We start from the raw sequence: 22,890 nt of genomic DNA, 5'->3' as shown, positions 1-22,890 counted from the left end.
AAAGCGGACATGCGGATCATCGGGACCTTTTGATGCGAAAGAAAATACTGGTAGTCCTCAAGGGCTATCCTCGTCTGTCGGAAACCTTTATCGCGCAAGAGCTGCTCGGTCTCGAACGGGCCGGATTCGATCTGACGCTGATTTCGATGCGAAAGCCGACGGACAAGAAGCGCCATCCGGTCCACGACGAGATCAAGGCGCGCGTGGTTTACCTGCCTGAGTATCTGCACGACGAACCGCTGAGGGTCTTGCGCGCTTTCTTTGCCGGTATCCGCAAGCCAGGATTTCGGCCGCTCTTGAAGCAATTCTGGGCCGACTTGAAGCGGGATCTGACACCGAACCGCGTTCGCCGTTTCGGCCAGGCCCTGGTGCTGGCGCATGAATGGCCCGACGGCGGTGAATGGTTGCACGCGCACTTCATCCATACGCCGGCATCCGTGACGGCCTATGCCAGTATCATCGCCGGTGTTCCCTGGACCTGCTCGGCCCATGCCAAGGATATCTGGACCTCGCCGGACTGGGAGCTTTCGGAAAAGCTTGGCCGCGCCCGCTGGACCGTCACCTGCACGCGCAGCGGCTTCGAACATATGCGCGATCTGACCGAGATGCGCGACAATGTGTATCTGAGCTATCACGGCCTCGATCTCGATCGCTTTGGGCCCTTCCCGGGCGAGCACTCCACTCGTGACGGCATGGATGCGTCCGACCCCGCCTTCATCCTCAGTGTCGGCCGTGCCGTGGAAAAGAAAGGCTATGACGTTTTGCTGAAGGCGCTGGCGCTGCTGCCCGGCGACCTGCATTGGCGTTTCACCCATATCGGCGGCGGCGACGGCCTCGCCAAGCTGAAGGCGCTTGCCGAAACGCTGGGGATCACTGATCGCATCACCTGGAAGGGGGCGTTAGCGCAGGAGGATGTGCTCGCGCATTACCGTCAGGCGGATATTTTCGCGCTTGCCTGCCGCGTTGCAGCGGATGGCGACAGGGACGGACTGCCGAATGTGCTCGTCGAGGCATCCAGCCAGCGTCTCCTCTGCATCTCCACCAATATTTCGGGTGTTCCCGAGCTGCTGGAAGATGGTGAGAATGGTCTTGTCGTTCCCTCGGAAGATCCTCAGGCACTTGCGGCGGCGCTGGAAAAGGCAATCCGAGACCCGGCCCTTCGCCACAGATTCGGGGATGCGGCCGAGAAGCGAGTGCGCGAGCATTTCGATCATCACGCCAGCATTCGGCAATTGACGCGATTGTTCGAGGAGCAGTGGCAAAAGGAAGAGCAATGGCGGAAATCCGCATGACATCGGCAAGTACCCGTCCCTTGCGCATATTCTTTTATGTTCAGCATCTCCTCGGCATCGGCCATCTGGCGCGGGCCAGCCGCATTGCCAGCGCCATGGCTGCGGACGGCTGCCAGGTCACCGTCGTTACCGGCGGTATTCCAGTGAATGGCTTTCCCGGCGGCGACGTGACCTCCGTGACGCTGCCGGCGGTGGTCGCCAGCAGCTCCGGGTTTTCCGGGCTCGCCGATCGGTCGGGCAATCCAGTCGATGAAGCCTTCCTGGCGCACCGCCGCGAGCTCCTTCTCGAAGCGTTTCGGCAGGCTGCACCGGACGTGGTCATCATAGAAGCATTTCCCTTTGGCCGCCGGCAGATGCGCTTTGAACTGCTGCCCTTGCTCGATGCTATCGCCAAGGCCGATCCGAAGCCCCGGCTTTACACGTCCGTGCGCGACATTCTGCAACAGCAGAAGAAGCCGGGACGTGATGAAGAGACGGTTGCACTGCTTCGCGATCACTTCGATGGTGTTCTGGTCCATGGCGATCCTCATTTCATTCGACTGGAAGAGACGTTCCCTTTGACCGGCTCTATCGCCGACAAGATCGTCTACACTGGGCTTGTCGCGCCAGCGCTGCCTCCCGAGCCCATCGAGACCTTCGATATCGTCGTTTCCGCCGGCGGGGGAGCCGTCGGGCGCGATCTCATCCGTGCTTCGCTCGAGGCGGCGTGCCGTATAGCGATCGATCGTCGCTGGCTGTTGGTGACCGGCCCGAATTTGCCGGAGCAGGATTTTGCGGATTTGGCCAAGGATGCGCCGGGCAATGTCGAAATCGTGCGTTTCCGCAAGGATTTTCCCTCGCTTCTAAGGGGCGCGGAACTTTCGATCTCGCAGGCTGGCTATAATACCGTCGGCGATCTCCTCGTCACAGGCTGCCGTGCCGTTCTGGTGCCTTTCACTGCCGGTGGCGAAACCGAGCAATCCGTTCGAGCCGAACGGTTGGAAAAGCTGGGTCTTGCGCTGACGCTGCCTGAAGCCGGGCTGACGACGGCTCTGTTGGTCGAGGCGGTGGAGACGGCGCTTTCGCGACCCAAGCCCCGCAGCTCAGATATCGATCTTGGTGGAGCGGCAAGAACTTCGGCCATCATTCGCCAGGCTTCGTGACGGGTGCGATGAACCAACGATCGATATAACCTGTCGTTTTATGCTCCTGGATTCCTGCAATCTTGTGATATAAATCGAAAAATCGATGAATCGGGGGGAGCGTGGACGAAAGACCGGGCGGCGTTCCTTTTCGCAATGGGGCCACGCATCCGCAACAAGCTCATCCTGCATTTCTGCAACATTGGTGCCGGCATCTCGCCGGCGCTGGGCGATTGAATCTGAAAGCCTGCAATAAGCGATGGAAAAAAGCCTAGCGCGTTACATTTGGTCGAATACCCGGCTGGAGCAGATTTGGATACTGCTGGTCGTTGCGGCTTCGATGATCCCGTACTTCCTGTCGTTCGACCTGCCGAAGCAGATCGTCAATGGACCTATCCAGGGCAAGGGTTTCGAACACCCGGGTGACACGCAGACCTTCATGCATATTGCCTTCGACTTGCCGTTGATCGGCCATGTCGAGGTGTTTCATGGGATCCAGCTCACCCGCATGTGGATGCTGGTGGCGTTGAGCCTGGTGTTCCTGGCGCTCGTCGTGCTCAATGGCCTCTTCAAACTCTATATCAACACCTATAAGGGCCGGCTTGGCGAGCGCATGCTGCGCCGCATTCGTTTCGAGTTGATCGACCGGGTGCTCCGGTTCCCTCCTGCGCATTTCAAGCGGGTGAAGCCCGCAGAGATCGCTACCATGATCAAGGACGAGGTGGAGCCGATGGGCGGCTTCACCGGCGATGCCTTCGTGCAGCCTGCGCTCCTGGGTGGTCAGGCCGTCACGGCGCTGGTCTTCATCATCATGCAGAATTTCTGGCTGGGCATGATTGCCGCGGCCATCGTCGCCGTGCAGGCGATCGTCATTCCGCGCATGCGCAAGCGCCTTTTGGAACTCGGCCGCCAGCGGCAGTTGACGGCGCGCGAACTTTCCGGCCGTGTCGGCGAGATCGTCGAGGGTATCGGCACTATCCATGCCAACGACACGACCAATTGGGAGCGTGCCGATATCGCGCAGCGGCTCGGCCTGATCTTCTCGATCCGCTATGATCTTTACCAATGGAAGTTCATGGTGAAGTTCATCAACAACTTCCTGGCACAGGTGACGCCGTTCCTGTTCTATCTGGTCGGCGGCTTCCTCGCCCTGCAGGGCCGGCTGGATATCGGTCAGCTCGTCGCCGTCATCAACGCCTACAAGGATCTGCCCGGCCCTCTTAAGGAACTGATCGACTGGGATCAGTCGCGCCAGGACGTTCAGGTCAAGTACAATCAGGTGGTCGAGCAGTTCAGCGTCGACAATCTGATCGATTCGAGAATTCAGGTCGTCTCGCCCGCGCCCGCCGGCCGCATTACCCATTCGCTTGTCGCGACCAATGTGACTGTCGTCGATGACAGCGGAGCGCGCGTGCTCGATCACGTATCCGTCGAGATACACCCCGGAGAGAAGGTGGCGATCGTTGGGGTCAGCGGCGCCGGTGGCGAGTATCTGGCCGAGGCCTTTGGCCGACTGGTCTGGCCGGACAGCGGCCGCGTCTCGATTGACGGACGTGACATATTGGAGCTGCCGGAGTCACTGACCGGGCGGCGGATCGCTTATGCCTCCTCCGAAACCTTCTTCTTCCACGGCACGTTGCGCAGCAATCTGCTTTATGGCCTCAAGCATGCGCCGCTTATCCCCCCCGCCTATAGCGAGGAGGAGGCGACGAGGGCGAAATGGCAGATGAGCGAGGCGCGAAGAGCGGCCAATCCGGAACTCGATCTCAACGGCGATTGGGTCGACTATGCTGCTGCCGGTGCGAGTGGCCCGGATGATATCTATTCCGTGATCCGCCCTGTTCTCGATGCCGTGGCCATGTCTCAGGATATTTTCGACATGGCACTGCGTTCGAATGTCGATACCGCTTCACATCAGGATCTCACCTCACGCATCGTCGAGCTGCGGCAGGCATTGCGGTCGAGGCTGCAGGAGGAAAAACTCGAGGACCTAGTCGTCCCCTTCCAGTTCGATGCGTATAATCTCCAGGCGACTGTCGGCGAAAATCTGCTGTTCGGCACCTTGAAGCGGCCGCAGATGACCAACCGCAAGCTGGCCGCGCACCCTTATTTCCGGCAGTTGTTCGCAGAAACGGGGCTGATTTCCGATCTCTACGATATGGGTCTGGAGATCGCCGAGAACGCTGTCGAACTCTTCACGGACTTGCCTCCCGATCACCCCTTCTTTCAACAGCTGACCTTCATGACGGCGGAAGACATTCCGACCTATGAGGCGCTGCTGCAGAAGCTCAACGGCAAGGGTTACGAGGCGGCTACCGCCGACGAACGTTCGGCGATCATCCGGCTGAGCTTCTCCTATATCGAGCCTCGCCACCGTTTCGGTCTTCTGACGCAAATGCTCATGGAGAAGATCGTTCAGGCGCGTGCGAAATTCTATGAGAATATTCCGGCCGATCTCGCCAGCGTCATCGAGCGTTACGATCCCGAGCGCTTCACGGCGTCGGCGACATTGATGGACAATGTTCTGTTCGGGCGCATTGCGCATCAGCAGGCCAATGCGCCTGAACGCGTGCACCAGATCATGTACGATGTCTTCGGGCGTCTCGGCATGCATGATGGCGTCCTGTCTATCGGCTTGGATTTCGATGTCGGTTCGGGCGGCAAGCGGCTGACAAACGTTCAACGCCAGAAGCTCAATCTCGGCCGCGCGCTGTTGAAACGGGCCGATTACATCATCTGCAATCGTCCGCTGCCGGCGCTTGATCATCGTGTTCAGGATCAGATCGCGAGGGCGATCCTGGGAGATCTCGATAGCGCCAATTACTCGCCGGCGATCGTCTGGGTTCTGTCCAATCCCAGTTTTGCGGAATTGTTCGACCGCGTGCTGGTTTTCGATCACGGCAACCTTGTCGAAAGCGGCTCGAGTACCGATCTTTTAGAGAAAAACGGTATGTTCAAAGAACTGTTATCGTAATATTCTATCTCAACAGTGGTGTCTGGGGCCGAACACTGGGGGTTTGAAGCTCATGCTTCTGAAAGATGAAGTCGAAATGCTGAAGCGGGTGCCGATTTTTTCGCGCATCGCACCTGCGAAATTGAAACTTTTGGCGTTCACGTCGGATCGCGTCAGCTACAATGCTGGCCAAACCCTGTTTCATCAGGGCGATCAAGGCGATGCCGCCTATGTTGTTCTTTCAGGAACCGCTGATATTCTCGTCGACAGCCCCGCCGGCGAGATCAAGGTTGCCGAGGTCGATCTCAACTCCATCGTCGGCGAAATCGCCATTCTTTGCGACGTCTCCCGCACCGCGACCGTCAAGGCGACTTCAAGGCTGGAGGCGTTGAAGATCAGCAAGGAACATTTCCTGAAGCTCCTCAGCGATTTTCCGGAGATGGCGGTCGAGATCATGCGCGTTCTTGCCGATCGTCTGAACCACACGACATCAGAACTCACGGCTGTTCGCAGCCGCCTGAGCCATCCCCAACCGATGTCCACGCACTGATATTGAGGGGTTGGGCGCTTGTGCCTTCGGCGGGCGCCCCATTGCGAGATGGCGCACTCAATTCCGAAATATGCGCGACTTGAATTTGAGCGGCGGTTTCTTCTCCGCGACATTCCCGATCTTTCCGAAATAGGATTCCGAACGATCGATGACCTGTATCTCGATGGCACCAGGCTACGCCTGCGCAAGATCACCTGCCAGCATCGGGACACGCAATACAAACTCTGCAAAAAATACGCCAGCGATGGCAGCAGGCCGCTCGCACTTGTCAATATATACCTGACATCGCAGGAGTATGCTGTCCTCGGCGCGCTCACTGGCAAGGCAGTCCGGAAGAGGCGATACGACATCATTCCCTCGACATTGTGCATCGATGTCTTCGAAGATCATCTGGCCGGCTTGGTTCTCGGTGAACTCGAGCTGGAGTCGGCCAGTGCACTCGACGCCTTCACGCCGCCGCCTTGGGTAGGGCGCGATGTGTCGCACGATCCGTTCTTCGCGGGCGGCAATCTCGCATCCATCGACGCCGACCAATTGGCGGCAAAACTGCTATCGCTTCAGTCTGGCGCCTGGTAGCCCGCGCCTCAAATCAATCCGCGCCGTGCCAGGTTGCGCATTAGATGCGAGACGCCGAAGGTCCAGGGCGGGCATTCGGTGGACAGAAGCACGCGGTTTCGCAAAGCCCCGAGCCTGTCATTGGAGATGGTAACGATGTCGCCGACCTTGTGGGTGAAACCCTGCCCAGGGGTGTCGCGATCTTCCACCGGCGCGAAAAGCGTTCCCATAAACAGCACAAGACCATCGGGATATTGGTGATGGCGGCCAATGGTCTGCGCGACGAGATCGAGCGGATCGCGGCTGATTTCCTTCATAGACGAGCGGCCATGCAGCACATAGCCATCCTCGCCTTCGACCTTCAGGTCGAGATCGGCATTGCGGACATCGTCGAGACCGTAAGTCTCGTCGAACAGACGGATGAAGGGACCGATCGAGCAGGACGCATTGTTGTCCTTGGCCTTGCCGAGCAGCAGGGCAGAGCGTCCCTCGACATCGCGCAGATTGACGTCATTGCCGAGGGTCGCGCCTTTGACCCTGCCTTGGCTGTCGACAGCGAGGACGATTTCCGGCTCGGGATTGTTCCACTTCGAAATCGGATGCAGTCCGACATCCGCGCCCGGTCCCATTGAGGACATCACCTGCGACTTGGAGAAGACTTCCGCATCGGGGCCGATACCGACTTCGAGATATTGCGACCAGACGCCTTCTTCGATCAGTGCGGCCTTGACCTTGGCGGCTTCGGGCGAGCCGGCCTTGAGGTTGCGCAGGCTGTCGCCGATCAGCGCGGTGACCTTGCCGCGGATCGCTTCCGCAAGATCGGGATTGCCGGCCGCACGCTCCTCGATGACACGTTCAAGCATCGAGCGGGCGAAGGTTACGCCGCAGGCCTTGATCGCCTGAAGATCGATTGGCGCGAGAAGATGGATGGCCGAGCGATCGGGCTTGGCTGCGAGAAGGGTATTAAGGCTCCCGACGGCTTCGCCTTTTTGAGCACGGACAAAAGCAACCGGATCGTCCATTTCCAGAAGGTCGCGCATCGTCGGCGCCTGTTGCGACGTGATGTCATGGAGCGCGCCGTCACGAACGGTGACGAGGGCCGGGCCGTCCACATCCGGACGCCAGATGCGACCGACGAATGTTCCGGTGGTGAATGTATCCGAGCTGGCCATGTCGTTCGTCTCCTCCAAACTGCGAGTGTTTCTAACGCAGTCGATCATGCTTTGTCATCGGTTATCGATGCGCCAATCGTCGCGCTTTGGATTTCTTGTCCCCTCATCCGGCTAAACGCGTAAGGCCTCGCGGCAGCGCCGCGAGGCCCTTTGGGCCGCAAGCCGGGAGAGAGTAGCTTTAGGCGGCCTGAACCTTGCGATTGCCGCGTGCCCATTCCGGCAGCCAATCGCCATGCGCGACCAGCAGTTCGTCAACCAGTGACCAGATCTGATCAAGATCCAGCTCGGCTGCCGTATGCGGGTCCATCATCGCAGCGTGGTAGATGTGCTCGCGATTTTCGGTCAACAATGCTTTCACCGTCAGCTCTTGCACGTTGATGTTGGTGCGTATGAGGGCCGTCAGTTGCGGCGGCAGATCGCCGATATAGGTCGGCTGGATCCCCGATGCGTCGACAAGGCACGGAACCTCGGCAGCGCAATTGTTTGGCAGCGACGTGATGCAGCCATTGTTGCGGACGTTACCGTAGATGACCGAGGGTTCGCCGGTCCAGACCGAGTTGATGATCGAAGAAGCATATTCCTTCGATTGCTTGACTTCGATCTTCTCGGCGGTGCGATATTCCTCCGCCTGGTTCTTCCAGCGAGCCACCTGCTCGATGCAGCGCTTCGGATATTCGTCGAGCGGGATGCCGAATTTCTCGATCAGGTCGTCGCGGCCTTCCTTGATGAAGTAGGGCGTATATTCGGCGAAGTGCTCGGAGCTTTCGGTAACGAAATAGCCGAGGCGGGTCAGCATCTCGTAACGTACCTTGTTCGGGCAGCGCGGGTTCCAGCCCGGCTTTGGCGCGCGCCCTTCCTTGTAGGCACGGATCAGATCGGGGTAGAGATTGCGATAGGAACCATCGGACTGACGATGTTCGAATGCGAGGTAGAAGGCCATGTGGTTGATACCGGCCGAACGATAGCGGATCTCGTCATAGGGAATGTCGAGATCGTGCGCCAGTTCCATGGCCGTGCCCTGCACGGAATGGCAAAGTCCGACCTGTTTGATCGTTGGGTACTTCTCGCCGATCGCCCAGGTGTTGATCGCCATCGGGTTCACATATTGCAGCATGATCGCATTCGGGCAGACGGCGAGCATGTCCTCGCAGATCTTCCAGAGATGCGGCACGGTACGCAGGCCGCGCATGATGCCTCCGACGCCGAGCGTGTCGGCAATCGTCTGGCGCAGGCCATATTTCTTCGGCACTTCGAAATCCGTGACCGTGCAGGGTTCGTATCCACCGATCTGGAAGGCGACGACGACGAAGTTGGCGCCATCAAGTGCCTTACGCTGATCGGTGAAGGTCTCGACGGTGGCCGGCGCGCCGAGTGTCGAGGCGAGCTTGCGCGCGACGATGGCGCTCTCTTCCAGCCGCTGCGGATTGATATCCATCAGTGCGATTCGTGCGTTGGCAAGTGCCGGGCGCTGCAGGACGTCGCCGATAATGTTCTTCATGAAGACGGTCGAGCCGGCACCGATGAAGGTGATCTTGGGAGTGCTTGTCATTTCAAAATCTCCTGGATGCTATGAAGCTACCTCGAACGCCGCTCTGACGAGGCGTTCGGTGTAGGCGGTCTTGGGATGGGATAGAACTTCGTCGACCGGCCCTTCTTCCATGATCCTGCCGTGTTGCATGACGATCACGCGATGGCAGAGGGCGCGGACGACCTTGAGGTCGTGCGAGATAAAGAGATAGCTCAGGCCGCGCTCGTCCTGCAGCTTGCGCAGAAGATCGATGATCTGGGCCTGAACGGAGAGATCGAGCGCCGAGGTCGGCTCGTCGAGCAGAATGAATTCCGGCTCGAGTGCTATGGCGCGGGCAATTGCGATGCGCTGACGCTGGCCGCCGGAAAACTCGTGCGGGAAGCGTGAGAGGATGTTGGCGGGCATGCCGGCACTGACGAGTGCGTCCTGCACGCGTTCCAGCCGCTCGGCTTTGTTGGCGCCGATATTATTGACCACCAGCCCCTCGGAAATGATCTGGCCGATGGTCATGCGCGGATTGAGCGACGAGAACGGATCCTGAAAGACGATTTGCATACGGGACCGCAAAGGCCGCATCTCGGCGCGAGATCTGCCGTGTATCGCTTGCCCGTCGAAGAAGATCTCGCCGCTATCGGCATCGATCAAGCGCAGAAGCGCCTGGCCGAAGGTGGTCTTGCCGGATCCGGATTCACCGACCAGCCCGAGCGTTTCATGGCGGCGTAATTCCAGATTCAGGCCATTAACAGCGACAAGCTCGCGCATATCCGGCTTAAAGAAGCTTCCATGCCGCAGCATGAAGGCAACCTTGACGGATTTTCCTTCGAGCACGGTATCGCAATTCGGCGGCAGTGGTTTTGCTCGGCCGCGCGGCTCCGACGACAGGAGATGCTTCGTGTAGGGGTGCTGTGGATGAGCAAACAGGGCTTCCGTCGTATTGTGCTCGCGCATTTCTCCATGCTGCATCACGTAGACGTAGTCGGAGAACTGGCGCACGACGGTCAGGTCGTGGGTGATGAGGATCACCGCCATGCCAAGCTGCTTTTGCAGGTCGCGGATGAGGTTCAGGATCTGTGCCTGCACGGTCACGTCGAGCGCCGTCGTCGGCTCGTCGGCGATCAGCACGTCCGGGTCGTTGGCGAGCGCCATGGCGATCATCACGCGCTGGCGCTGACCGCCGGATAGCTGATGCGGATATTGCTTCAGCCGCGCTTCCGGATCGGGGATCTGCACCTGTTTCAGCAAGTCGAGAGCCCGTTTCTCGGCGTCTCGGCGGCTGACCTTACGATGAACCCGGATCGCCTCGACGATCTGGCTGCCGATGGTATAGATCGGGTTGAGCGAGCTCATCGGCTCCTGGAAAATCATCGAAATGCGGTCGCCGCGCAGCTGTCGGCGCGCCCGTTCCGAGAATTTCAGGACATTCTTGCCATCATAATGAACGGTGGATTTGTCCGAAACCACAGCGCGCTTGGTCAAAAGCCCCATCACCGTGCGGGCAGTCACCGACTTTCCCGAGCCGGACTCGCCAACGATGGCGATGGTTTCGCCGCGATAGAGCTGAAAGGAGATATCCTTGACGGCATCGACCATGCCGTCCTCGACCTTGAATTTGACGGCGATATTGCGAGCATCGATAACGGGCGCGACGGCCCTTTCGCCGGCGTCGAAGCGAAGGTCTGGAGCGAAGGGATTGATGAGTGCGAGAGCCATATCCGTTCTCCTCTCAATATGGATCGATCGCGTCGCGCAATCCGTCGCCGAGTGCATTGAAGGCGAAGACGGTGACGAGGACGAAGGCGACGGGCGACAGAATCCAGGGGAAGGAACCGATGACCGAATAGGTCGACGTATCCTGCAACATCAGACCCCAGGAGATCAGCGGCGGCTTGACGGCAAAGCCGAGGAAACCCAGGAAGGATTCGAGCAGAACCACGCTCGGGATCGCAAGCGTCACGGCGACGATGACGTGGCTCATGACGTTCGGAAATATGTGCTGCAGGATGATACGCCGGTCGGTGGCCCCGATCGCCATCGCTGCCCGCACATAGTCGATCCTTGCCAATGCCAGCGTCTTGCCGCGAACCTCGCGTGACATCTGTGCCCAGCCGAGCGCAGACATGACGATGATGACGAAGGCAAGAAAGACATTGGTCGGCGCTGTCACGGGGATCAGCGAAGTCAGGGCCAGATAAAGCGGCACTTGCGGGAAGGCAAGAACGACCTCGACAAAGCGCTGGATCCAGGTATCGAGCACGCCGCCGAAATAGCCGGAGATCATGCCGATGCTGGTGCCGACAATCGTTACGATGGCGACGACCGTGAGAGCGATCATCAGCGAAATGCGGGAGCCGTATATGGCGCGTGACAGCACGTCGCGGCCGAACTTGTCGGTACCGAGGAAATGCACCGGACCGCCATCGGTCGTGCCGAACAGATGCCGATTGCCGGGGATCAGGCCGAACAAATAGTAGGGATCGCCTTTGACGAACAAGCCGAGCAGGCGGGGATGATCGTAGTCTGGACCGACGATGGGTTGAAACGTGACGGGATCGAGATCGGTGGTTTCGACCAGTGCATAGACGCGGGGCTGGAAGACGATATTGCCGTCCTTGTCGTGAAAGCTGATAACTTGCGGTGGCGCGAAGCCGGTGTCGGTCGCTTTGGGGTCAAGTGGCGCGACGAATTCGGCAAAGACTGCCATTAGCAGCAGCAGCACGACGAGGATGAGGCCGCTCATGCCTGTCCAGGACCGCTTCAGGCGTCGCCAGACCAGTGCGATATAGCTTTCGCCGCCGCCTTTGTGTTTGACCTTTTCTTCCGGCACAGGTGGAGAGTTGCTGAAGGCGAGCATTAGTGGATCCCTCCCTGTTGACGCACGCGCGGATCGAGCAGGGCAAGCAGCATGTCGGCGATGATGTTGCCGATGATGAGGGTTGCCGAAAGCACCATCATGAAGGTTGCCGTGACATAGACGTCGCCGACCGCCATGGAGCCGACGATAGCCGGCCCGACTGTGGGCAGCGAAAAGATGATTGCGGTCTCGATTTCACCGGTCAGCATGTAGGGAAGCACGACGCCCTGATACATGATCAGAGGATGCAGGGCATTCGGCACGGCATGGCGCATGACGACGGCACCGCCGGAAAGACCTTTTGCCCGTGCGGTTTCGACATATTGGGCGTTCAGCGTGTCGAGAAGATTGCCGCGCATGACGCGCATATTGTAGGCAAGGCCGCCGAAGGTGGCGATCGCAACGACCGGCCAGACATGCTTGACCAGATCGACGAACTTGGCCCACGACCAGGGCGCACCACCATATTGCGGCGAGAAGAAACTGCCGATCTCCGAGACGTTGAGCTGGAAGACGAGGATATAGACGATAATCAGCGCCATCAGGAAGCGCGGCACCGTCATGCCGAGAAAGGAGACGCCGGCCAAAAGATTGTCGACCCAGCTATATTGGCGCGTCGCCGCCCATATGCCGAAACCTATGCCGAGTATGGATGCGAATATGTGGCACACCAGCGCCAGCGCCAGTGTCCGCGGCAGGCGCTCACCGACGACATCGGCGACCGGCTTGTTGTAGACCATGCTGTAGCCGAAATCGCCTTTGGTGACGATGCCGCCGATCCAGTTGAAATATTGGACGATCATCGGCTTATCGAGCCCATGTTCCTTTCGATAGGCCTGCGCCTGGGCATCAGCCTGTTCGAAGGATGCGCCGCCCTGGTTCATCAACTGCGAGCGGATGTAATCGGCATAGTCGCCCGGCGGCGCCTGAATGATGGCAAATGTCACCACGCTCAGGATGAAGAGCACGGGGATTGCTGAGGCTATGCGAACGAGCAGGAATCGTAACATGGGACGGTTCGCTTCTCTTTGATGCTGTCGGCACTCTCGCTCCTCGCGGAGGATATGCGCCAGCGGTTCATTTTACCCGGCGATAGCTGATCGCTGGATGTCTCGGGTCCCATGGCAGCCGGCATCATGCCGGCCGCCATGAGGTCTCGTTCGACCTTACTTGATCGGACCGGCGCTGCCCGGGGCACCCGGAAGCTGGTCGGCGAACAGCTCGTATTTGCCCTGCTTGTCGGCCGCGACCCACAGACGCTCGCGCAGGACCGAGTCCTCTGCCCAGTTGAACAGGAAGATCGGCGTACCCGGAGGAACGTTGGAGAAGCGCTTGTTGATGATCAGCGCACCCGGATATTCGGTCAGGCCGATATTGTAGAGGTTCTCGGTGGACACCTTCTGGAATTTCTTCATCAGGGCCACGCGCTCATCGCTATTCTGCGACTGCGTGAACTTGTTGACGATATCGACCATATCCGTTTCGAAGGGCATCAGATCGACCTTGCCATCCGAACCGGCGCGGTGGTTCCAGCTCGTGCGCGGACCGACCGGAGCGAGCTGCTCGGTGTTCTGCACGACCGAGGCAAGCTCCGTGCTGTTGCGCCGCACCATCCAGTCGAAGCGACCGCTGTAGTTGGCATCGTCACGCTGGTTGCCGTCGAGGGCGTTGATGACGACGCGCAGGCCGAGCTTCTCCATCTGGCCGATCACGCCTTCGGCAAGGCTCTTGTCCGTCGTATAGCCGCTGTTGACCAGAAGGGTAATCTCGACATCCTTGCCGCCGTTGACGCCGGCCGGGAAATTGACGATGCCATCGCCATCGGTATCCTTGAGGCCGGCCTTGGCAAGTTCGGCTTTGGCGGCGGCAAGATCGAACGGATAATAGACCGTGGAGTTGCGGTCATAGAAGGTGCTGCCGGAAGACAGACCGCCCGGATAGATCGCGGTGAACGGTCCCTTGACCAGAGATTCGCCAAGCGCCTTGCGGTCGAGCGCCATGGAGACGGCCTTGCGGAAGTGCTCGTTGCGGTTCAGGTCCCTGACGGCCTGGCCGCGCGCATCCGGACTGCCCCAGCCGTTGGCGGAGAAATTCATCTGCAGGTTATAGCCGATGAGACGAGGGCCGAAGGCGAGACGGGCCGGTGCTTCGGCTTGCGCGGCGCGCTTCAGCGAGGCGACGAAGTTTTCCGGCTGTTCGAGGTTCGAAAAGTCCCCGGAGCCGGCAACCGCCTGCACGTCGCGGTCTGCCCAGGTCGAGAGCTTATAGTGCAACTCGTTGAGGTAAGGCAGCTGATTGCCCTTCTCGTCGACCTTCCAGTAGTAGGGGTTGCGGCGCATGACGATGATATCGTCGGAGCGATATTCGACCGGCACCCAGGCGCCCATGACGGGCATGTTCATGAATTCCGGCGGGAAGGCATTCTTGAACTGCTCGTAGGTGTTCTTCGAATATTTCGGGTGCTGCGGCTTCAGGATATGCGACGGGCCGGGGCAGAAGGTGCCATAGGCCATGGCATAGAGATACTGCCTCGGAAACGCATCCTTGAAGGTCCATTCGACGGTGTAGTCGTCGATCTTCTTCAGCGTCGTGCCGGCCCCGAATGTCTCGGGGCTGGCGCCGTTCAAGGGCGAGACGTTGTGATCGTTGACCTCGTCGTCCCAGTAGAACATCAGGTCGTCGGCATTGAAGGGTACGCCGTCGGACCATTTCGCGCCTTCGATCAGGTGCATGGTGAGCTTGTGGCCGTCGGTCGACCAATCCCAGCTCTTGGCAAGGTTTGGCAGCGGCTCGGTATCCTTGGCTTCGACCTGGAAGAGCGGAGCGGTGCGCGTCAGGCATTCGGACAAGCCGATGTCGATGCCGCCCCAGCCCTGGCTCTGGCCACCGGTGTAATTCCAGCCTTCCGGACGGCCGCCGATGACATGGCGCAGCGTGTCGCCATAAACGCCGATGCCGTCAGGCATGTTGCCTGTTTTATAGACCAGTGGTTCTTTCGGGAGGCGATCCTTGACGGGCGGCAGCTTGCCGGTCTTGACGAACTTGTCGGTGACCCAGGACGGCTCGTGATAGTCCGGCAGCGCCTTGAACTCCAGAATGGAGCTGCGCTCGACATATTTGATCTTGCCTTCTGCGGGGAAGACCGGTGGAACGGGTGGCACTGTCGGCTCGGCCGCATGAGCGCTGATCGCGATTGCGGATGTGGCAATCGTCAACGCGGCGAGAAAGCCGATCGGTCGAAAATGTCTCATCTTGTTCTCTCTCCCAAATTCGCGAGCGTTCCGTTCGAGGCCTCGCGTTCCTCCCTTGAAACGAAAGATGGTCGGTTGAGGCGGGATATCCCCTTAAGACCCCGCCTCAACCCCTTATCTTTCGGCCTGCATGTTCACTAACCTGCCTGCTTCAGAGCGGCCTTTTCCGCGCGCAGCTCCTCGATCGAGCGGACATTGCGACTTGCAGCACCCTTCCAGTCGCGCGTCTTGACCTTGCTGCGCGACAGGCGATCCCTGGCGTCGTCCGCTGCATGGGCGTATTGCGGCAGCCAGCGTGCCTCGGCGACAACCATTTCATCGACCATCTGCCAAACCTCCTCCGGTGTGGCGACGGCGCCGACCAGCGGGTCGTGCAGGACGGCGAGCTTCAAGAGGTCGATGTCGCCGCTGATGGCGGCATGGACCGACATGCGCTGAACGTTGATCGAGGAAATGCAGGTGGCCGCACATGCCTCGGGCAGTGTAATGCCGGCCACCATGTTGATGCCGAAGCGATCGACGAAGCCGGGGGATTCGATGATGGCATCGGCGGGCAGATTGGTGATGACGCCATTGTTCTTGACGTTGAAATGGCCGCGATAGACGCGGTTGGTTTCGAGCGCCTCCAGAATATGGCTGGCGTGCTCATTCGAGCGGCGCGCCGGATCGATCGGCTGGGAAGCGCTGTCGAGGATCTGCTGGAATTCCGTCTCGAACCAGTTGCGCGTCTCGGTGGAGTGACGCAGATAGCCGCCCGTCTCGCCATGGATCCAGTCCGACATATCGATCCACTTGTTGATCTCGTCGGGACGCTTGCGATACCAGGGTAGGTATTCGGACAGGTGGCCGTTGCTTTCGGTGGAATAGACACCGAAGCGCTTCAGTACGTCGATGCGCAGCTTTTCCTGCTGCGAGAAGACCGGATGTGCCTCGAACGCGGCGATCAACTCGTCCTTGCCGATCTTGCGGCCATTGAGGCGAAGGTCGACGAACCAGGTCTGATGGTTGATGCCGGAGCAGATATAGTCGAGCTCGCTCTTGTCCTTGGCGCCAAGCACTTCAGCGATCTGTTCGGCACCGTGTTGGACGCCGTGGCAAAGGCCGATCGTGTCGACCTTGCCGTATTCGATCGCCGCCCAGGTGTTCATCGCCATCGGGTTGGCGTAGTTCAGGAACTTGGCGCCGCTCTCGGCGACTTCGCGGATATCCTTGCAGAAATCGAGGATGACCGGAATGTTGCGCTGACCATAGAGAATGCCGCCGGCGCAGATCGTATCGCCGACGCATTGATCGATGCCGTATTTCAGCGGAATGCGGATATCTTCGGCGTAAGCCTCCAGACCGCCGACGCGGACGCAGCTGATGATGTAGCGCGCGCCTTCCAGCGCCTTGCGGCGATTCGTCGTCGCCGTCACGCGCGTCGGCAGCTTGTTTGCTTCGACGATCCGGTCGAGGATCGCCTTGATCATCGTCAGATTGTGCTCACTCATATCCGTCAGCGCAAATTCAACGTCGCGGAATTCCGGCACGCAGAGGATGTCGGTGAACAGCTTTTTCGTGAAGCCGACGCTGCCAGCGCCGATAATAGCGATTTTGAAACTCATGATCCTCACCTTAAAGTCGGTCGAACAGGCAGCGGCAGGGGAGATGACAGCATTTTCGCCCCGTGAGCGCATCGATTGCGAAATGGGCCGAAATCGTGGTTTTTTCTCCAATCGCCGGTCCTCATCGGCAATCAAGCGCTGTTTTCTGGCGGGATTATGCCTATAATCATCGAAGCGAACAGAGAACTATTATGCTTTCAGGGGTAATTTTGTGCTGCAGGAATTGATCGATAACGGACAGGTCATGCGGACGGTTTCGCTGCCACGCGGACGCCACCGGCTGCATGCGATGCCGACCAGCGCCGGCTATGAAATCAGGCAGGACGAGCCTTATGACTGGGATGGGCGACGGCGTGGCCAGACGCCCTTTACCGTACTTCAATATACCATCAGCGGCACCGGCCGACTACGCTACGAAAACCGGAACCATCGTGTGAATGCCGGCGATACGCTGCTCGTTCTCGTGCCGCACAACCATCGTTACTGGCTGGAGAAGGGCGAACGCTGGGAGTATTTCTGGATATCGATGAATGGAGAAGAAGCGTTGCGCATCCATCGTCTGATTTTGGCTGCGGCGGGTCCGGTCTTGAAGCTGCAGCAAGCGACCATCGATCATCTTGCCGATTGCAGTCTGCGGCTGGTCAGGGGTGCGAGGACGCCCGCCTCGGCTTCAGCCATCGCCTATGAGGCCGCCATGGCGCTCTATGACGACGTTTTTGGCTCGCATGCCTTTGCCGCCGATCGTTCAGCCATGCAGATCGTCATCGACCACATTGACGCCAATCTCGACAAGCCGCTGCCCGTCGAAGAACTCGCCAAGGTGAGCGGGCTTAGCCGTGCTCACTTCTCGCGCGTCTTTGCCGAAAGCGAGGGCGTCCCGCCGGCGGAATTCGTCCTGCAGCAGCGCATGCAGCGCGCGGCAAAGCTGCTGACCAAGGCTGCATTCATTCCGGTCAAGGAAGTGGCGATCATGTCGGGCTTCGATGATGCCAACTATTTTTCCAAGGTCTTCCGCCGCATCTACGGAATCAATCCGACGGAATTTCGCACGACCGGCATGTATGCGGCGGTGCGCAGCCCGGTCGAGGAAGGGAAGACGAGCCGAAGCCGGTAGCGCGGAGAAGGATTACCGCACTCTCGCTTGCCGGGAGGTCGAAATCCGTCAACCGGTCGCATTGTGCGTCTGCGGCGAGCCTGTATAGATATCGCCCCGCAGCATCACATCTGCTTCTCCTTGCGCCTGATTTTCCAAGCAACATCTGTTCGTCACCCGATGCGACGGGCTTAATCGATAGGATTGAAAATGCGTTCTGTTGTCGCCTTCAACGAATCCTGGACGTTTCAGGAAGGATTTTCTCTCGCGGATGTTGGCCGCGCGCGGGAAGGGCAGCCAGTTACACTGCCGCATAATGCCGTCGAGCTGCCCTTCAATTATTTCGATGAAAAGTCTTATCAGCGCGCCTTTACCTATCAGAAGATTCTGAATTGGGATGATGCATTCGCCGGCCGCGAAATTTCGCTGATCTTTGACGCGGCAATGGCCGATTCCGTTGTCTATCTGAATGGCGAGGAGATCGTTGCGCACAAGGACGGCTACACGCCGTTCGAGGCGCGCCTGACCGGACGTCTGCGAAAGGGCGAAAACCTCATCACCGTCAAGATCGACGGAAGCGAGAATCCTGAAATCCCGCCCTTCGGCGGTCGGATCGATTACCTGACCTATGCGGGGATCTACCGCGATGTCTGGCTGAAGCTCACCGATCCCGTCTTTATCGCCAATACCAAGGTCGAGACCTCGGATGTGCTGTCCGACAGCAAATCCGCGACCGTCCGCTGCGATATCTCCAACCCGCAAAACCTCGTCTTCGAAGGCAATGTGAAAGTGACCTTGCGGTCCGGCGATGGCAAGGCCATTGCTTTGGGTGAGGCGGGCACATCGGGCGAAAGCGTGACGCTCAGTTTCGATGGTCTCTCAGGCCTTTCGCTTTGGGATCTCGACAATCCCGTTCTCTATTCTGCTGAGGTGGAGCTTGCGAGTGATCACGGCACGGATCGTCATGCCGCGACCTTCGGTTTCCGCACCGCAGGCTTTACCGCCGAAGGCTTTTTCCTGAACGGCAAAGCGATGAAGCTGCGTGGGCTCAACCGCCACCAGGCGTTTCCCTATGTCGGCTATGCAATGGGCCGTTCAGCCCAGGAGCGCGATGCGGAGCTGATGAAGCATACGCTTAAGTGCAACATCGTGCGCACCTCGCATTATCCTCAGTCAAAATGGTTCCTCGACCATTGCGACCGTATCGGTCTGCTCGTCTTCGAAGAAATTCCCGGCTGGCAGCATATCGGCGATGAGGAGTGGCAGCAGGAATCGATCCGCAATGTGCGTCGCATGATCGAGCGCGACTGGAATCATCCCTCGATCGTGATCTGGGGCGTGCGCATCAACGAATCCCAGGATTCACATGATTTCTACGCCGAGACGAACAGGCTGGCGCGTGCGCTCGATCCGACGCGTCAGACAGGTGGCGTGCGCTACATCACCGAGAGCGAGATGCTTGAGGATGTCTACACGATGAATGATTTCATCCTCGGCAATGAGGAATTGCCCGGTGCCAACCGACCGCGCACGCCGCTGAGGCCGCAACAGGAAAATACCGGTCTCGCCAAGGATGTGCCCTATCTGATCACCGAATTCGGCGGTCATATGTATCCGACGAAAATATACGATCAGGAGCAGCGTCAGGCCGAGCACGTGCGCCGGCATCTGGAGGTGCTGAATGCAGCCTATGGCGACCCGTCGATTTCGGGTGCCATCGGCTGGTGCATGTTCGACTATAATACCCACAGCGATTTCGGCTCGGGCGACCGCATCTGCTATCACGGCGTGATGGATATGTTCCGCGAGCCGAAGTTTGCAGCCTATGTCTATGCCAGCCAGTGCGAGCCATCCGAAGAGATCATCATGAAGCCGGTGACGATCTGGGCGCGCGGCGAGCGCAACATCGGCGGCGCTCTGCCGCTGATCGTTCTGACGAATTGCGACGAGGTCGAACTGCGTTATGGTTCGCTTACCAAGCGGCTGGGGCCAGACCGGGAGACGTTCCCGCATTTGCCGCATGCACCCGTTGTCTTCGATCACCGGTCCTTTACGCCAGACGAGCTTGGCGTTTGGGGAATGGAGTGGGAGGATGTACATTTCACTGGCTATATCGGCGGCAAGCCGGTGGTCGAGCAGCATATGGTCGCCAATCCGCTGCCGACCTCGCTTCAAGTCGAAGCCGATGCTGACACCTTGCGCGCAGGCGAACGCGATACGGTGCGCGTCATCGTGCGCGCGGTCGATCAGGCCGGCTCGCGCTTGGCTTTTCTCCATGAAGCCATCACCATCAAGGTCAATGGTCCGGCGAAAGTCATCGGGCCGGCAACCGTGGCGTTCCAAGGAGGAACCACAGGTTTCTGGCTACAGGCAACAGGCGAGGTCGGCGCCGTCGAGCTCGAGGTCTCATCTCCGCGTTTTGCCAGCCAACGCGTGCATCTGATCGCTGAGTGAACCCTCAGCCGGCTCCGCCCGTCAAGCGGCTGAGCCGGCAGTATCCGCCGTGCTTTGCGGAATGGATTGCAGCAGCGTCTGCCTTGCCGAGGCAAGATGCGTGCGGCAGGCGGCGTCGATCCGTTGCGGGTCGCGCGATTGCAGCGCCGCGATATAATCGAGATGCTCGGCGACAGCGCGGGCATTGCGCTCGCGAGCGAAGGCCTTGTTCCATTGGAAGTGATAATGGAACACGATGGCAATGACATCGTAGAAATCGGCAATGAAGCGATTGCTTGAGGCGCGGTGGATGAGCAGGTGGAACTTCTCGTCGAGGCGTGAGAAGTCGCGGTAATGCGCATCGAAATCCTTCAACAGCGCGTGATGTTCGCGCTCGATTGCCTTCAAATCCTCCCAAGCGCGATGGCTTGGAGGCAGACGGCCGAATTCTGCGGCGGAATGCAGCTCGAACATCTCGCGCACGTCGGCCAGCTCAAGCGCGAATTCGCTGGTGAAGCCCTTGAGGATCCAATGGCTGTTCGGCCGTTTCTCGATCAGGCCGAAGCGGCTGAAGCGGATGAGGAATTCGCGCACGACGGATGTGCCGGTGCCGATTTCGCGCGCCAGTTCCAATTCGTTGATCTGCATGCCAGGCTGAGCTTCATCGGACATGATCCGCATCATGAAGCTGCGCTCGATGATGTCGTGCAGGGAATCGGTCTCTTCCTTCGGAAACAAATCAGCCTCGTTTGGCCGGCGCAGGACAGTCTTCTGCCGCTTGTTCCAGAGGATGATCCCGGCGTCGCTGAGGCGCATCAGGATTGCGCGCGCCGTGCTGCGGCTGACCCCGAGTTCTGCCGCGATCTCGGGTTCGCTCGGCAGCTCCGTATCGGGCTTAAGGCGCGCCGCATAGCGGTTATACGCCTCCTTGAAGAGCGTGTTTTGTCTAGCCATTTCCCCCTCGCGTAGCGTCGCCGCGCTTTGCTGGCGGCGCTGTCTGAACCATGTTCGAATGGCAGTCAATTGCAGGAGTCTTGATCGGGCCTTCTTTGCCGCCTTCCACCTCGGCGGGCGGTGATTTCCTCGTTGACTCCAAATTGTTTATTGTAGATAAAAAACAAAATCAATTGGCGACGATTGTTGAGAACCGTTCGATAGCGCCGATGAATAGGGAGGAGACGGGATGTCATTGCAATCCAGGGCCGTTTCCTTATCGTATCGTGCTACCGGCGGACGTTTTTTTGAAATGACGATGGCGGTTTCCTTGAGCCGTTCGTGACGGGAATTGAAATACCGCTCATCGTGAAGGAATAGTGATGCAGACTAGGACAATAGGCAGGACCGATCTTAAGGTTACGGAGATCAGCTTTGGCGCTGCGGCGCTGGGAGGGCTCTATCGTGCTTGCCCTCGCGATCAGGCGATGGAGACCCTGCAGGCTGCCTGGGATAGCGGCATTCGCTACTTCGATGTCGCACCCTGGTATGGCTTCGGCCTCGGCGAGCGCCGCGTCGGCGATTTTCTCCGCGAGCAGCCGGACGACAGCTATGTTCTGTCGACCAAGGTCGGACGCCTGATGCATCCAGTGCCGACAGACAAGGTGCCGAACTACGGTTATATCGATCCGCTGCCATTCGATGCCACTTATGACTATTCCTATGATGGCATCATGCGTTCGGTCGAGTTCAGCTATGCCCGCCTTGGCCTCAATCGCATCGATATTCTCTATGTGCACGATATCGGCAGCTACACTCACGGTAGGGCGTTGAACGAGCATTATCTCGGGCAGCTCCTGGGCTCCGGTCTGAAAGCGCTGGAGGAGTTGAAGTCGTCGGGGACGATCAAGGCCTATGGCCTTGGCGTCAACGAAGTGCCTGTTTGTCTTGATGTCATGCACGCCGCCGATATTGACTGCATTCTCATGGCGGGGCGCTATACTCTGTTGGATCGTTCCGCTGTCGCCGAGCTGTTGCCGCTCTGCGAGAAGAAGGGAACGTCGCTGGTCGTGGGCGGCGTTTTCAACTCCGGCATTCTGGCGACGGGTCCGGTGCATGGTGCGCATTTCGACTATTTGCCGGCAACGCCGGAGATTTTGGCCAAGGTTGGGGCGATGGAGGAGATCGCCCGCAAGCATGGCGTACCGCTCGCTCAACCGGCAATTCAGTTCCCGCTGCGCAATCAAAGCGTGGCTTCGGTGCTGATCGGTACGGCGAAGCCGGAAAGTCTTGTCCGCAATATGCAACTCGTAGAGCCAAGGCTCCCGGACGGCCTCTATGCGGAATTCGAGGGATTGACTGTGGTTGCGCCTCCGTTGGGAGACGAGGCGGTCCGCGTCTAGAGCAATTCCAGGAAAAGCCCGCAGCGGTTTTTCGTCCGGAATTGCGCGAGACAGCAGAGGGAGCGGTTTTGCATTCCTAAACCGCTCCAGCAGATTGGGAGCTATCGAGCCGTCGGGAGAGGCGGCTTCGAAGAGGAGGAAAGCCTGTTTT

16 protein-coding genes are annotated in these 22,890 nt (G+C 59.1%); 8 read left to right on the top strand and 8 right to left on the bottom strand.

From position 1 onward, the window contains the following. The first annotated feature begins 32 nt into the window (after positions 1 to 32). The 5 genes from ACIQJ2_RS02535 to ACIQJ2_RS02515 all read left to right on the top strand — a co-directional run bounded on the left by ACIQJ2_RS02535 (position 33) and on the right by ACIQJ2_RS02515 (position 6,492). Complete coding sequence (locus ACIQJ2_RS02535; RefSeq protein ID WP_400665985.1) at positions 33 to 1,292, top strand: glycosyltransferase family 4 protein; 1,260 nt, start codon at positions 33 to 35, stop codon at positions 1,290 to 1,292. Then, positions 1,289 to 2,434 (top strand): glycosyltransferase family protein, encoded by a 1,146-nt coding sequence (locus ACIQJ2_RS02530; protein ID WP_400665987.1) that lies wholly within the window; start codon positions 1,289 to 1,291, stop codon positions 2,432 to 2,434. Before ACIQJ2_RS02535 ends, ACIQJ2_RS02530 begins: the two co-directional genes overlap by 4 nt. 238 nt (positions 2,435 to 2,672) lie before the next feature. Continuing rightward, positions 2,673 to 5,387, top strand: coding sequence for an ABC transporter ATP-binding protein (locus ACIQJ2_RS02525; RefSeq protein ID WP_199151283.1), 2,715 nt, complete (start codon positions 2,673 to 2,675; stop codon positions 5,385 to 5,387). A gap of 52 nt (positions 5,388 to 5,439) precedes the next feature. Further along, positions 5,440 to 5,916, top strand: coding sequence for a cyclic nucleotide-binding domain-containing protein (locus ACIQJ2_RS02520; RefSeq protein WP_168810618.1), 477 nt, complete (start codon positions 5,440 to 5,442; stop codon positions 5,914 to 5,916). Between the two features lie 48 nt (positions 5,917 to 5,964). Further along, positions 5,965 to 6,492 (top strand): hypothetical protein, encoded by a 528-nt coding sequence (locus ACIQJ2_RS02515; protein WP_400665990.1) that lies wholly within the window; start codon positions 5,965 to 5,967, stop codon positions 6,490 to 6,492. Positions 6,493 to 6,500: 8 nt separating this feature from the next. Here ACIQJ2_RS02515 and ACIQJ2_RS02510 read toward each other — a convergent pair whose 3' ends face one another. The 7 genes from ACIQJ2_RS02510 to ACIQJ2_RS02480 form a co-directional block, all read right to left on the bottom strand. Then, the gene (locus tag ACIQJ2_RS02510) at positions 6,501 to 7,643 is read right to left on the bottom strand and encodes a fumarylacetoacetate hydrolase family protein (RefSeq protein WP_400665992.1); all 1,143 of its coding nucleotides are present in this window, start codon (positions 7,641 to 7,643) and stop codon (positions 6,501 to 6,503) included. A 178-nt stretch (positions 7,644 to 7,821) separates the two neighbouring features. Further along, the gene (locus ACIQJ2_RS02505) at positions 7,822 to 9,192 is read right to left on the bottom strand and encodes an alpha-glucosidase/alpha-galactosidase (protein ID WP_400665994.1); all 1,371 of its coding nucleotides are present in this window, start codon (positions 9,190 to 9,192) and stop codon (positions 7,822 to 7,824) included. Positions 9,193 to 9,210: 18 nt separating this feature from the next. Continuing rightward, on the bottom strand, positions 9,211 to 10,881 hold the full coding sequence (locus ACIQJ2_RS02500; RefSeq protein ID WP_400665996.1) for an ABC transporter ATP-binding protein: 1,671 nt from the start codon (positions 10,879 to 10,881) through the stop codon (positions 9,211 to 9,213). Between the two features lie 13 nt (positions 10,882 to 10,894). Then, entirely contained in the window at positions 10,895 to 12,022 is a 1,128-nt protein-coding gene (locus tag ACIQJ2_RS02495) for an ABC transporter permease (protein ID WP_400665998.1), read from the bottom strand. Next, on the bottom strand, positions 12,022 to 13,032 hold the full coding sequence (locus tag ACIQJ2_RS02490; RefSeq protein WP_400666000.1) for an ABC transporter permease: 1,011 nt from the start codon (positions 13,030 to 13,032) through the stop codon (positions 12,022 to 12,024). The genes ACIQJ2_RS02495 and ACIQJ2_RS02490 overlap by 1 nt, the downstream gene beginning before the upstream one ends. 156 nt (positions 13,033 to 13,188) lie before the next feature. Next, positions 13,189 to 15,273 carry an ABC transporter substrate-binding protein gene (locus ACIQJ2_RS02485; protein ID WP_400666002.1) on the bottom strand — a complete coding sequence of 695 codons (2,085 nt, stop codon included), beginning with the start codon at positions 15,271 to 15,273 and terminating at the stop codon, positions 13,189 to 13,191. 137 nt (positions 15,274 to 15,410) lie between these two features. Next, entirely contained in the window at positions 15,411 to 16,877 is a 1,467-nt protein-coding gene (locus ACIQJ2_RS02480) for an alpha-glucosidase/alpha-galactosidase (RefSeq protein ID WP_400666004.1), read from the bottom strand. 211 nt (positions 16,878 to 17,088) lie between these two features. On the opposite strand from ACIQJ2_RS02480, the gene ACIQJ2_RS02475 reads away from it, so the two are divergent. Together ACIQJ2_RS02475 and ACIQJ2_RS02470 are read left to right on the top strand one after the other, a co-directional pair. Continuing rightward, entirely contained in the window at positions 17,089 to 17,991 is a 903-nt protein-coding gene (locus ACIQJ2_RS02475; protein ID WP_199151359.1) for an AraC family transcriptional regulator, read from the top strand. 189 nt (positions 17,992 to 18,180) lie between these two features. After that, positions 18,181 to 20,424 carry a glycoside hydrolase family 2 protein gene (locus ACIQJ2_RS02470; RefSeq protein ID WP_400666006.1) on the top strand — a complete coding sequence of 748 codons (2,244 nt, stop codon included), beginning with the start codon at positions 18,181 to 18,183 and terminating at the stop codon, positions 20,422 to 20,424. Positions 20,425 to 20,445: 21 nt separating this feature from the next. On the opposite strand, the gene ACIQJ2_RS02465 is transcribed toward ACIQJ2_RS02470, so the two are convergent. Then, positions 20,446 to 21,357, bottom strand: coding sequence for a GntR family transcriptional regulator (locus ACIQJ2_RS02465; RefSeq protein ID WP_400666008.1), 912 nt, complete (start codon positions 21,355 to 21,357; stop codon positions 20,446 to 20,448). Between the two features lie 362 nt (positions 21,358 to 21,719). On the opposite strand from ACIQJ2_RS02465, the gene ACIQJ2_RS02460 reads away from it, so the two are divergent. Then, positions 21,720 to 22,739 (top strand): aldo/keto reductase, encoded by a 1,020-nt coding sequence (locus ACIQJ2_RS02460; RefSeq protein WP_400666012.1) that lies wholly within the window; start codon positions 21,720 to 21,722, stop codon positions 22,737 to 22,739. Positions 22,740 to 22,890 lie beyond the last annotated feature (151 nt).

Origin of the sequence: Rhizobium sp. NPDC092011 (assembly GCF_044756305.1) — a bacterium.
Classification (GTDB): domain Bacteria; phylum Pseudomonadota; class Alphaproteobacteria; order Rhizobiales; family Rhizobiaceae; genus Rhizobium.
This window is presented reverse-complemented; position numbering and strand designations above follow the sequence as displayed.